Raw genomic sequence first — 13,639 nt, forward strand, 5'->3', positions numbered from 1 at the left:
AAACTATAAAAGCATTGAGCTTACCTATTTTTATTATAGTTAAGAATTAGGAATCATCTAGCTAAATAATTATCAGAGAATAAATCCTTAATTATAATAAAATCCATGTACAGCCGCACTCATTAATTATGAGCTGCTTCAATCATAACACTATCATCAGCACAATTATCATATTCGGCTTCAATAGTAACATGAATAATACAAAAATCTTTGCTCAGCAACTTTTTTATAGACACTAAAACTTGACTATATTTCAAATTATTAGTTACAGCTGCTTTATCGAGCTTAACATGCATTGTCATAATTGGATGATCTGTAGTCAATGACCAAATATGAATATGATGAACATCTAAAACTTCAGTAATGCTTTCACAAATAGCTTTTCTAACTTTATCTGGATTCACATTATCTGGAGTACCTTCAAGTAAAATATGACCAGAATTTTTAATAATCCTATATGCGCCACCAAGTATTATAATGCTGACAAACACTGATAAAAGAGGATCCATTATCTGCCATGAAGTAAACATAATTACAATAGAAGCAATAATTGCTGCAACAGACCCTAATAAATCACCAACAACATGCAGAACTGCACTTTTCAGGTTCAAATTGTTCTCATTTTTCCTATACAATAGAAAAAATGACACAACATTTGCTATTAATCCTAATACTGCAACAGATATCATAATTTCCCAGCAAACTTGCTCTGGAGAAAAAAAGCGTTTTATTGATTCTAAAATGATCAAAATAGCTATACCAAATAAAGTCAGTCCATTAATAAAAGCAGCAACAACTTGAAAACGATGATAACCATAGGAGCGACATGAATCTGACTTTCTCATAGCAACTTTATAAGCCAACCAACTCAACAACAAAGAAATAAAATCAGTAAACATATGTCCAGCATCTGAAAGCAATGCTAAAGAATTTGATATTATCCCCCCAGCTACTTCTATAACCATCGTAATAATTATAATAAGAATAGCATATATTAGCTTATTTTCATGGTTGGAAGGCTTATTTTTATGAATAAGCGACATTTTATCACCAAATTTACGTCAGATTCAGTGGGCAATACTGGATTCGAACCAGTCACCTCTTGCACGTCAAGCAAGTGCTCTAACCAAATGAGCTAATTACCCACCAGTTAACATAATAAGGAATATCCTGTAAAAGTCAACCGTACATGATTGATAGAAGCCAGCTGAGCAACAGGAATCAAGTAATATTAGACTTCTTGTTGTATGAACTATTTCTCAAACTGTTAAATATTAATGAGAAATATCTTATAAAAATTAATCATGCTCAACAGCAAGCTTAATTGCAAATATCACATTGATAGGTATTAACCCAGCAATAATTAATCCAAGTAACATTAAATTTGTCTCGTATGAACCATTTCTCAGACTGTTAAATATTAACGAGAAATATCTTATAAAAATTAATCATGCTCAACAGCAAGCCTAATTTCAAATATCACATTGAATTGATAGGTATTAACCCAGCAATAATTAATCCAAGTAACATTAAATTTGCCTCGTATGAACCATTTCTCAGACTGTTAAATACTAACGAGAAATACCTTATAAGGGTTAATCATACTCAACAGCAAGCTTAATTGCAAATGATACAAATATCACACTGATAGGTATTAACCCAGCAATAATTAATCCAAGTAACATTAAATTTGCCTCGTATGAACCATTTCTTAAGCCGTCAAATACAAGACTAAAATATACTAATACCGGAATCATAATAGGCAATGTCAAAATCTGCGCTATTATAACACCAACACTTTTTCCTAATACTAAAGTATCACCTACGGCTGATATAAAGCTAATTACTAGTAAGCTAATTCCTAAAGATAAACCTAAACCTAAAGTAGCATATATGCCACTCTCTAAAATTACAAAATCTATGAACATGGAAATAATACTTACTGGTATTCCTATACAAATCCAATGCGACAAAATTTTAAAAAATATCACTAATTCTATCATACTATCCTGTATTAATATTTGTTCTAAAGATCCATTGGCATAATCATTGTCAAACAAATTACACATAGACATATGCATAGTAGAAATACTACAAATCCATAAAATAGTTGGCAGCGCCTCTGCTATTCCAGCATTCTTCATAGTAAATAATGCCGTACTAACTATTAATATAAAAAGAATAATTGTATTTAAAAGATTACCTTTCCTACTTATTAATAACTTTAATTCGTGCATTAACATGCTACTATTGCTCATATTCAGCTCACAACTGATAAAAACATTGTTATTATATCACATATCATACATGAATTCTTAATCAACTATATTTAAATTATTTCTAGTTGTATCACAAATAGGAATATAAATGTTGAAAAAAAACTATAATACTGAATTCCCTGAAGATGAAGATGACAGCAATTACATGAATCACAAACAATTAGAATACTTCCGACAAAAACTGCTTAAATGGCGCGAGGTATTACAGAAAGAGTCTCAAGAATTAGCTACAGAATTATTACGACCACAAGCTGATGCAGATTTAACAGATATGGCAACAAGAGAACATAATATCGTACTAATTTTAAACACTAGGAAAAGAAATGATGCACTAATAATAGAAATAAATAAAGCCATCCAAAGAATAGATGATGGATTATATGGTTATTGTGAAGAAACAGGGGAAAAGATTGGCATTGCAAGACTTGAAGCAAATCCAATCACATTATACTCTATAGAAGAACAAGAAAGGCGAGAAAAACAACAAAAACTTTATAGTAATGATCAAGAAAATGATTACAGCAATAATTTCTTAAATGACAATTAAACGTAAATTTAACCTGCAGCTACAACATTAGAATTTTGCATGAATGATCAAGAATAGGCTATTTTATACATTCTAAAAGTTATATGCAATCTAGTTTACATATGGATATAAAATTAAAAATTTTTATAAATCTGTAAATATTTAGGAACTACATCCTCAATAGATGAAAATTTTATTTCCATATTTTTCAAGCTATCTATAGGATATATATCATGAGATTCAGTCATATCTCTAATAAATCTTATCTGATCTCTTGTTAAAATTGGATCTGTAGTTCCAGTAATAAGCTTTAAAAAAACAGAAACAAATTTCAGTTCACAAAAAAAAGCTAATCCATTTGCTATACTAAAAGAAATATTAATAAGTTTACTTTTTCTATTCGTAACGCTTAGAATAAAACTTAATAACTCTTTAAATGAATAAGTATAAGGCCCACAAACATTATACAATTTACTTGTAACTGAGCTTTCAACAACATGAAATACAAATTTAGCAAGATCATCAACATAAATAGGTTGAAAAACTGCACGTCCACCCCCTATAACTGGCAAAAATGGACAAATCATTGATAATTGTGCAAACTTATTAAAAAACTTATCTTCTGGACCAAAAACTAGATTAGGCCTTATAATCACTGCATCAGGAAAAGCTGACTTTACAAGACTTTCCCCCATTAATTTACTTTTTGAATAATCAGATTTTTGTGTTTCAGTAATTCCCATCACTGAAAAATGTATCATTAACTTCACATTACAACTTTTTGCAGCTTTAGCTATATTTTCTGCTGCTTTAACATGTATATCATAAAAAGTAGATTTCTTTATACTATATAAAGTACCAAGTAAATTTATAACAACATTACAATCACGTATATGCTCTATTATCTCCTCCCTGTTAGTAATATTGCCCTCTATAACTTCTATTTGTCCTAAATTTCCACATAATTTCAACTGCTTTGCTTTCTCTGGATATCTAGTAAAAACTCTAATCATATATCCATGATCAGCAAAGTATTTTACTAAGTATCTACCTATAAAACCACTCCCTCCAAACATAATGACACGCTTTATAGACATGTTAATACCTCAACCTTACACGTAACAACAATTATATTACAGAGATAACTTATAGTCTTTTTATATAAAAGCTTTAAAAAAACAACTTGCATTCAATCAACATTTTTATACAAGCAAAATTATAAACTCCTATACAATTTTTCACAATTGCACTGTTTATATAATATCAAAAACCACAAAAAATAAAATTGGTATTATCCATAAATAGATAACTATCCACAATAAAAAGATCATTTTTTAAGAGACAAGAAAGACATTACTCAAAGTATAACGTATCATACCAAATCTTTCATAATACTGAAACTTTTATCTAAAATTGCCTCCTTAAGAAACTCTATCATTCGAAATTTATAAAAATCTCTTACCTACACAAACAACTTTGTTAACAATGAAAACTATCTATCAGTAATTTATAACAGAACTTTCATAACCAAACATGTACAATAACTGAATTAAATGATCATTTAATTCTGTCTTACTCATATTAAGAATCTCTTCTGCTTGCTTATTAGCAATAGAAATCAGGGATTGATCTCTATAAATATCTGCAAATTTAAAATTTGATAATCCTGACTGTTTTACTCCTAAGACATCTCCACTACCACGTAACAATAAATCTTGTTCAGCTATGTAAAATCCATCCTGAAATTTACGTAATATACACAGCTTTTTATAGGCAACCTTACTCAGCATATTTCCATGCAACAAAATACAGAATGAAGATTTATCACTACGGCCAACCCTACCACGTAGTTGATGAAGTTGTGATAGACCGAATTGTTCAGCATTCTCTATAATAATTATAGTAGCATCAGGCACATCAACTCCTACTTCTATTACAGTAGTCGCAACTAATAACTTAATATTACCATTATAAAAAGAGACCATAACTTCATCTTTTTCAACTTTAGACAAACGACTATGTACCAAACCTACTTCCTTGCCAAACACTTCTTTTAAAGTAGAAAAACGTTTTTCAGCTGCTGCAATATCTACTAATTCTGAATCTTCAATATAAGGACAAATCCAATATGCCTTATTACCTTCTTGTAAAGCCAGTTGCAACTTTGATATAACTTCAGATAATCTTTCAATGTTTACAATACTAGTATGTATAGGCAATCTATTATGAGGCTTATCTTTAAGCCTTAAACAATCTATATCTCCATACACTACTTGTTCTAATGTTCTTGGAATAGGCGTAGCTGTCATAAAAAGAACATCAGCCGTATTACCCTTATTAATTAGCCTCATTCTTTGTAAGACTCCAAATCTTTGCTGTTCATCAATGATAATTAAGTTAAGATTGCTAAAATCAACACTATCTTGAAACAAAGCATGAGTTCCAACAACTATTTCACATTCACCAAATTGCAATTTTTTTCTAATATTCTGTTTCCTTTTCACCTTGCTTGTTAACAGCTCAATATTCACTGGAATATCAGACAGTATTTCTTGCATCCAACGATAATGTTGTTCTGCTAATATTTCTGTAGGAACCATAAAAGCTACCTGACCTCCATTTTCTATAACATTTAAAATAGCAAATAAAGCTACTACTGTTTTTCCACTACCCACATCTCCTATCAATAGTTTTACCATCCTATTTTCTGATGCTTGGCTCTTTGTAATCTCAGATATTACTTCTTCCTGTCCTGTTGTTAACTTAAAAGGTAGTTTATCTAAAATATCATTGTAGTATATCTGCTTACTTACAATAGAGATACCTTGCTGATAATCAAATTTCCTTACCATTTTTATAGAGATTTGATGACTCAATAACTCATCATATGCTAATCTTACTCTATGTAAAGACACAGTTTCAAGTGTATCTGGATGATGTATTTTTACTAAACTTTCCTTCCAGCTATCCCACCTATTCTTTCTTAATAATTTTTCATCTATCCACTCTGGAAAATCAGGCAACAACTTTACACTTAGCTTTACTAACTTTGAAATTCTTTTAGAAGTTAATCCTCTAATTAGTGGATAAACAGGTTCTATAATACTAATATCCTGAAATTTTTTAATATCTGTTATAATATAATCTGGATGCGTAATCTGTAAACATCCAAAAAACCTTACCAAGGTACCACTTACTACACATGCTGATCCTACTTTTAACACATTTCTCAAATACTTTAATGAGTAATTAAAAAAAATTAATGATATTTCGCCAATACATGTATTAAGTATAATTTTATACTGGGATTTTCTTCTACCACCAATAAAACCATGGTATTTAACAGTACCAATAAAAGTTACAATTTTACCCACAGCATCTTCAGATAACTCAGTTCTTCTGTCAATATAACTTTGTGGTATATGAAATAACAAATTTATAATTTTATCACCACCACATAACTTTTTTAATAAATTACCTACTATATTATTAACACCAGGTAACATATATATACTAGAAAATATGCTTAAGTTGCACATTTAACTATAATCCTACATTAAACCAATACATCAAGTTATTATAAATATTAAACTTTGAATATACAAAAATATATGATAGAAATTGAATGTTTACCTAATTTTATCCCATGAAAATTTTACTAGTAATATCAGGAAGTATAGCAGCATACAAATCTTTAGATCTGATAAGAAAATTACAGGAAAATAATCACACAGTTACTGGCATAATAAGTAAATCTGGAGAAAGGTTTGTTACCCCGCTATCAATAGCATCATTATCTGGAAACCATGCATACACCGATGCAGATTTTTTTAATGTTCATAATAGTATGCATCATATATCATTAACAAGAAATTCAGATATTTTACTAGTAGCACCTGCAACACTAGATATAATAGCAAAAACAGCACACGGCATTGCTGACGAACTAGCTACAACCGTTTTGATTGCTTCAAATATTCCCATTATTATGGTTCCAGCTATGAACCCTGTAATGTGGGGTTCAAAAGCAAATCAACGTAATATTAACTGTTTAAAAAGCGATAATATAGTAATTATTGAACCTAAAGAAGGATTAGCAATCTGCAATGAACACGGTCTAGGTAAAATGGCTGAAATTCAAGAGATAGTCTCATTTATAGAAAATTTTCAAAAAACTCAATATATAGACAAAAACTAAAATTACTAAACGTAATAATTCTGCAAGAACACATTATCCCAATTTCCAGATATCTATTAAAAATATTTTAACAACTTCCCATAAGTTTGAAATAAGTTTACAAAGAACATAATAAGTGCATATTCATAACTACACTACAAATTTAAATATTCTATATATATGCAAATTAATAATGCAAAATACATATCATTTTCCTATACAAAATTTACTGAACACATTATCTAGTATGTCTTCATCACTAATAACACCCACTATTTTTCCTAACTCCCTTACAGACAATCTTAAGTCCTCCGAAATTATCTCCATAGGTAACTTTAAATCTATAGTTTTTATAATATTTAAAGTATTTTGAATATGCGTTCTTTGCCTTTCAGAGGTAATAAAAGGGTTAGCACTACAAGAGTGAAAATCTTTTTCTACTTTATGTTTGATTGAGCTCAATAAATTTTCAATTCCAGCGTTGCAATACATAGAGATTGGGGAAAAACTAAAATTAAAAACAGAAATTAATTTCTGATCTGTAACATCATCAGCTTTACTCAAAACGCAGATAGATTTATCGTCTATTAAATTCATAACCTCACTATTAAAAATATTTCGTTTCTCGTAAGGAAGCATCACTATTTTAAAATCAGCATTTTCAGCTCTTAACTTTGCACGCCTGATTCCTTCTTGCTCCACTGGATCACTACTATCTCTAATTCCTGCAGTATCGATAATAATAATTGGATATCCAGCTACATCTATATGTGCCTCTAAAGGATCCCTAGTAGTACCAGCATATTCAGAAACAATAGCAATATCTCTTTTCGCTAAATGATTAAATAAAGTAGATTTGCCAGAATTAGGTTCTCCAACAATTGCAACATAAATACCTTGGCGTAATCTTTCACCCCTTCGATCATCATTAAGATGATTTTCTAAAGACTTCTGCAAATTATTTAATGAATCATCAATATTAGCTATAGCAGAGCTGTTAACTTCCTCTGGAAAATCAATATAAGCTTCTATATTAGATAACATATCAATCAACTGTTGTCGCCAACTTTGGTACAACTTTTCTAAAGCCCCAGACATTTGCCTTATAGCTTGTTTAGCCTGCATTTCTGTTTCAGAATTTATAAGATCCACTATTGCCTCAGCTTTAGTCAAATCAACTTTATTATTTAAAAAAGCACGCAAAGAAAATTCACCTGGCCCAGCAGGAATAAAAATTTTTCCAAGTTCAGCTAATATCATTTTAATAACAGCAGGACTACCATGAGTATGAAATTCAATAACATCTTCCCCAGTAAAGCTATGCGGAGCAACAAAATACACTACTATAATTTCATCTATTACTTCCCCATTCTTATTGTATAAAGGAGTAAATGTTGCAGTTCTTGGTTTAATATTATTACTAATTCTAAAATGTACAAATGCCTTTGCAGCATCTTTACCAGAGATCCTAATCACCGCTACTCCAGACTTGCCCCATGGAGTACATAACGCAAAAATTGTAGTCATTATTATCAAATAGTAGAAATTACTCTAGGATTTTAGCATTATTAAAATAAAATTCACTATATTATAAACAGAAAATTATACTTTCATTAAAAAGCATAAATTTTGTAACATATAAAAAGTTAGTACGTTGCTGAATGACTGCATGGGCATTAACTTTTTTTTCAAGGTATACCAATTAACTTTTGTATTTACAGGAAAGCATAATATAAAAAATCTTCTTAGATTTGTATTAAAACTGTACAGATAACTAACTTATTATCACTTAATAACATACACACTTTATAGTTCATATGCTCAATACTTTCTCACATTCAAAAGCATGAACTCAAGCTCTTTAGGCACATATACTTAAGTGCTGATTATTTATCAGGATATACTTAAATTAAAGTACTCATAAAAGCTACTTATAAACCATAAAGTGATTTTTTCATTCTAAACATTCTAATTAATTATAGAAATCTTAATTGATTGTATGTTAAGAATTATCCCTTAAAAGTTCATTGATAGACACTTTATTTCTAGTTTTATCATCAACTTTTTTAACAATTACAGCACAATACAATGATAAATTACCACTACCATAAGAACCAGGTACTACTACAGAATATGGAGGAACTCTTCCATAAAATACTTCACCAGACGCTCTATCGATAATTCTAGTAGAAGCTCCAATATAAACACCCATAGCAATTACTGAACCTTCACCTATTGTTACACCTTCAACAATTTCACTACGAGCACCAATAAAACAATTATCTTCTACAACAACAGGCCTAGAATTTAATGGCTCTAATACACCACCTACTCCTGCACCTCCAGAAATATGACAATGTTTACCAATCTGAGCACAACTTCCAATAGATGCCCAAGTATCAATCATAGTACCTTCATCTATATACGCACCCACATTCACAAAACTAGGCATCAGTACTACATTAGGCGCAATATAAGCAGATTTACGAACCATTGAGCCAGGTACAGCTCTAATCTTTGCTTGTTTAAAATCATCAGCACCCCATTTACCAAATTTCAACTGCACCTTATCAAACCAACACAAATTACCAAGCATTGAATTTGCACTACCAATTTCTGCAAAACTCATATCATACAAACGGAAACATAATAATATAGCTTTTTTTACCCACTCATTCACTATCCACTGACCTTCCATTCTTTCACATACGCGGACTTTACCTTGGTCTAAAAGATCCATAACCTCATCAACAACTTTTCTAACTGAAGCATTACCAGAAAGATTAGCTAAATTATTCCAGGCATCTTCAATCACTTCTTGAAAATCACAAACATTCATCATATCCTCAGTTCTTACAAAAAATTTTAGTTTAACAACACAGACAATAAAACACAAATGTTTTTACAACTGTCTCACATGTTGTAATATCTAGCCTAATTAGAATTATCAAAGGTTGTAAATCACATACATATATAGACATGTTTGCAATAATACATTATATATGTTATTATTATATAATTAGCAACTTGTGTTAATGCGAGTAGAATGCAAAAATTGTAATGCAGTTTATAGAGTAGACAGTAAAAAATTCCCTGCTAGTGGAAAAAAAGTTAGATGCACAAACTGTAATAATACATGGACACACATCTATACACAAGATAAAACTGTAGATCACTCTGAAAAGAAATACACAAATAAAAAATCCACAGCCAATCCCAACTTACAGGACAGTAATAACACTTCACATAATAATCCTACTAAGAGTAATTTTCTTTTTAAGAAAACATTATCAGTAATTGTAATGGTATTATTAGTATTTTCTCTCTCTGTTATGCTTCAAAATAATATGCCATACAAAATCAGGAAGATTTATCGTATAATAGAAATGTATGATACAACAAACATACAGTTAGCAAACTCTGAAGTTAAAGTCTTAAAAAACGATAAAAATAACATTGCAATAAAAGTTGAAGGAGTTATCAAGAACCAATCTAATCACGAGAGATTTATACCTGGTATACATTTTGTATTTTATAACAAACAGAAAAAAGCCATTTCTTCAGAAAAATTAAACCAACACAAAACTGATATTATTCCTAGTAAACAAGACTATAAATTTGAACACATAATACACTACGTACCACAAGATACTGACAGTATACAAATAAAAATAGGAAATTTATTCGAGATTGCCTTTTTATGATTCCAGAGTTTACTGTCAGTGAAATCACAAAAATTTTTCAAAATTTCGTACATGAAACATTTACTCACATAAAAGTTAGAGGAGAAATCAGTAATTTATCACGTCCAAATTCTGGGCACACATATTTTACGCTAAAGGACTCTGCTGCTGTACTTAATTCAGTATGTTGGAATAACACTAAAATTGAATTTGATCTAAAAAATGGGTTAGAAGTCATATGCTCTGGATTTTTAACAACCTATCAATCAAAGTATCAACTGATAACAGAAACAATGTTGTTAGCCGGAATAGGTAACTTAAAAATAATGCTTGAACAAAGAAAAGCAAAATTAGAAAAAGAAGGACTTTTCAATCAATCAAACAAAAAACCTTTACCTTTATTACCTAAAATTATAGGTGTGATTACATCTACTACTGGAGCAGTGATTAACGATATACTCAATAGAGTAAAAAGTCGTTTTCCAAGCCATATAGTCATATCTCCAGTATCTGTACAAGGTAATGAATCTATTCACCAAATTATAAATGCAATATCAAAACTAAATAATTCTGATATAAACAAACCAGATGTAATAATCATTGCTAGAGGAGGAGGTAGTATAGAAGATCTGTGGATTTTCAATGACGAATCAATAGTAAGAGCAGTAACCAAATCTAGTGTTCCTATAATTTCTGCAATCGGACATGAAACTGACTTTACTTTAATTGATTACGCAGCAGATATACGTGCCCCTACACCTACAGCTGCAGTAGAAATTGTCCTACCAACAAAAACTCAATTAATAGACCTCATAGACAGTAAATTTAACAAAATAAAAGCAACTTTATACTATAAGATAAATACAAAAAAAGAACGATTGTTTTACCTACACAATAATTTAATAAAAACTAAACACCAAATTAAAGTATTAAAACTCCAGCTATTTGAATACACAAACAAAATAGAAGTACTACTAAAAATATTGTTATTAAACAAGAAAAAATCTCTAAGCAATTTATATTGTAAAATCAACAGATTTAATAAACAAAAAATATTAGAAGCAGGGTATGTTGTACTATATGACAAAAATTTTAATCATATTAATAGTATAAAAAAACTACAACCAAATGATACTATATTAATTGAGCTAAAAGATGGAACAATAGAAGCTATAATAAAATAGGATTTTACTATTTTTCTATATATTAATATTGACAACACCAAGTTAATTAACAATTAAAACTATGCATCATTAATTATAGTTCCTTTGCACAACGTTATAAAAAGTAATTACTGCGTATTTTTTCAGAATGATCTACAGTTTTATCTTGTGTATAGATATGTATCCACGTATTACTACAGTTTATATAATTAAGTTAACTGACTCCAGTATTTTAACATTCTAAAATCATATGACAAAACTACTGTTAAATAATATCTGGACTTACATCCATTACAAACTATCTATGTTTATAACAAAAAAGTTCCCTAGGAGAAATTAAACTTAATATAAAATCGACATTATTCATAATCAAAAGAATACTTATAAGAACATACTATACTTTAAAAAGGATAAATTTCAACCAGTGCCAATCAATACCCACACACCTTTAGAATTTATATTATCTTTAAAATTATGCAATACTTAAAAAGTGCAATAAAGCTCCTCCTCCTGTAGAAACATAAGTAAAGTCTTCATTTGAAAGACCAGATAATTTTATTGCACATATACTATCCCCACCTCCAACTATACTTTTAAGCTTTCCTACTTTAGTCAATCTTGATAATAAGTTCGCAACACTAAACGTTCCTTTAGAAAAAGATTCCTTTTCAAACATACCACATGGACCATTCCATAGAACTGTTCTACATTTATTTACCGTAGCAGCAATTATATTAGTAGTTTGGGGACCTATATCCAATATGACATCATCAGGCTCTAAAGTATCATTGTCTTTTATCATACTTTTTCCATAAATAGAATTTTTAGCTACCACATAATCAACAGGAACAATAATTTTACATTCATATCTCTTAGCAAGATCCGTAATTTCCGTTACAAGATCCTTTTCCAATTCCTCATACAATGATTTTCCTATTTTTAAACCTTGTGATAGTAAAAAATTATTTGCAATAGCTCCTCCTACTATCAAAAAATCTACTTTTCTTATTAAATTTTTCAACATATGAATTTTTGTTGATATCTTTGAACCACCAACTATTACTGCTACTGGTTTTTCACTATTTGAAACAACACAATTCAAGTATTTCATTTCTTCCTGAAAATTAAAACCAATAAAAGAAGGTATTACTCTCGTAATTGCATCTATAGAGGAATGTTTGCGATGTAAACAAGAAAAAGCATCATTAACATATATATCAGCTAACAACGCAAGTTGTTTCGCAAAATTTAAATCATTTTTTTCTTCTTCTACATAAAACCTTAAGTTTTCTAGCAACAATACAGCCCCTGATGGAGCAGATTGTATTATTCGTTCTACATAATCTCCAACTACACCATCTATAAATATTACATTTGTTGCAAATATTTTATTCAAATACTCAACCAAAAATTTCAAGGAAAATTCCTTATCGTAAGATTTGGGACGACCATAATGCGACATTATTATAATTTTTGCATTATTACTCAATAAATATTTAATAGTTGTAGTTAATCTAACAATTCTCGTATCATCCAAGACTACCCCATTATCTACTGGGACATTTAAGTCTGCACGTAGTAACACAGTCTTACCACTACAACTAAAATCTTGTATTTTTTTCATATTACAAAAAGTAAAATCATGGGACTTTAACATATAAGTTACCTTGTTTAACAATTTAATAAATTACTAAAATAGTTAAATATTTTTATCAACTATAGAAAATTTACTAAGTGTTTTTTACTACAAAATCAAATTTATTCTTATAGTAACACAGAACCCTATCATTATATTACACATTAAAACTAAC

At 29.5% G+C, this 13,639-nt stretch carries 11 protein-coding genes and 1 tRNA gene; 4 read left to right on the plus strand and 8 right to left on the minus strand.

Annotation, left to right across the window (positions count from 1 at the left end; all coding sequences use genetic code 11):
* Nucleotides 1-122: 122 nt before the first annotated feature.
* From PVA18_RS04420 to PVA18_RS04430, 3 genes are all read right to left on the minus strand, one after another.
* The gene (locus PVA18_RS04420; RefSeq protein ID WP_045804987.1) at nucleotides 123-1,043 is read right to left on the minus strand and encodes a cation diffusion facilitator family transporter; all 921 of its coding nucleotides are present in this window, start codon (nucleotides 1,041-1,043) and stop codon (nucleotides 123-125) included.
* A 28-nt stretch (nucleotides 1,044-1,071) separates the two neighbouring features.
* A tRNA-Val gene (locus PVA18_RS04425) sits at nucleotides 1,072-1,145 on the minus strand.
* 450 nt (nucleotides 1,146-1,595) lie between these two features.
* Entirely contained in the window at nucleotides 1,596-2,258 is a 663-nt protein-coding gene (locus tag PVA18_RS04430) for a heme exporter protein CcmB (protein WP_045804988.1), read from the minus strand.
* Between the two features lie 109 nt (nucleotides 2,259-2,367).
* On the opposite strand from PVA18_RS04430, the gene PVA18_RS04435 reads away from it, so the two are divergent.
* On the plus strand, nucleotides 2,368-2,826 hold the full coding sequence (locus tag PVA18_RS04435; protein WP_045804989.1) for a TraR/DksA family transcriptional regulator: 459 nt from the start codon (nucleotides 2,368-2,370) through the stop codon (nucleotides 2,824-2,826).
* Nucleotides 2,827-2,939: 113 nt separating this feature from the next.
* Here the strand turns inward: PVA18_RS04435 and PVA18_RS04440 are convergent, their stop codons facing one another.
* Nucleotides 2,940-3,902 (minus strand): complex I NDUFA9 subunit family protein, encoded by a 963-nt coding sequence (locus tag PVA18_RS04440; RefSeq protein ID WP_045804990.1) that lies wholly within the window; start codon nucleotides 3,900-3,902, stop codon nucleotides 2,940-2,942.
* A 402-nt stretch (nucleotides 3,903-4,304) separates the two neighbouring features.
* On the minus strand, nucleotides 4,305-6,344 hold the full coding sequence (locus PVA18_RS04445) for an ATP-dependent DNA helicase RecG (RefSeq protein WP_052692813.1): 2,040 nt from the start codon (nucleotides 6,342-6,344) through the stop codon (nucleotides 4,305-4,307).
* Between the two features lie 107 nt (nucleotides 6,345-6,451).
* Between PVA18_RS04445 and PVA18_RS04450 the strand changes: the two genes are divergently transcribed.
* On the plus strand, nucleotides 6,452-7,003 hold the full coding sequence (locus PVA18_RS04450) for a phosphopantothenoylcysteine decarboxylase (protein ID WP_045804991.1): 552 nt from the start codon (nucleotides 6,452-6,454) through the stop codon (nucleotides 7,001-7,003).
* A 186-nt stretch (nucleotides 7,004-7,189) separates the two neighbouring features.
* Here the strand turns inward: PVA18_RS04450 and mnmE are convergent, their stop codons facing one another.
* A complete protein-coding gene (gene mnmE, locus PVA18_RS04455; protein WP_045804992.1) occupies nucleotides 7,190-8,509 on the minus strand; it encodes a tRNA uridine-5-carboxymethylaminomethyl(34) synthesis GTPase MnmE in 1,320 nt (439 codons plus the stop codon).
* A 475-nt stretch (nucleotides 8,510-8,984) separates the two neighbouring features.
* Nucleotides 8,985-9,824, minus strand: a complete 840-nt coding sequence (gene dapD / locus PVA18_RS04460; protein ID WP_045804993.1) for a 2,3,4,5-tetrahydropyridine-2,6-dicarboxylate N-succinyltransferase — start codon at nucleotides 9,822-9,824, stop codon at nucleotides 8,985-8,987.
* A gap of 193 nt (nucleotides 9,825-10,017) precedes the next feature.
* Here dapD and PVA18_RS04465 point away from each other — a divergent pair, with 193 nt between their 5' ends.
* Nucleotides 10,018-10,686: a zinc-ribbon domain-containing protein gene (locus tag PVA18_RS04465; RefSeq protein ID WP_045804994.1), complete on the plus strand. Its 669-nt coding sequence runs from the start codon at nucleotides 10,018-10,020 to the stop codon at nucleotides 10,684-10,686.
* The gene (gene xseA, locus PVA18_RS04470) at nucleotides 10,683-11,849 is read left to right on the plus strand and encodes an exodeoxyribonuclease VII large subunit (RefSeq protein WP_045804995.1); all 1,167 of its coding nucleotides are present in this window, start codon (nucleotides 10,683-10,685) and stop codon (nucleotides 11,847-11,849) included. Before PVA18_RS04465 ends, xseA begins: the two co-directional genes overlap by 4 nt.
* A 451-nt stretch (nucleotides 11,850-12,300) precedes the next feature.
* Here the strand turns inward: xseA and PVA18_RS04475 are convergent, their stop codons facing one another.
* Nucleotides 12,301-13,485, minus strand: coding sequence for a phosphoglycerate kinase (locus PVA18_RS04475; RefSeq protein ID WP_082058917.1), 1,185 nt, complete (start codon nucleotides 13,483-13,485; stop codon nucleotides 12,301-12,303).
* Between the last annotated feature and the right edge of the window lie 154 nt (nucleotides 13,486-13,639).

This window comes from Ehrlichia muris subsp. eauclairensis (assembly GCF_051097115.1).
Classification (GTDB): Bacteria; Pseudomonadota; Alphaproteobacteria; order Rickettsiales; family Anaplasmataceae; genus Ehrlichia; species Ehrlichia muris.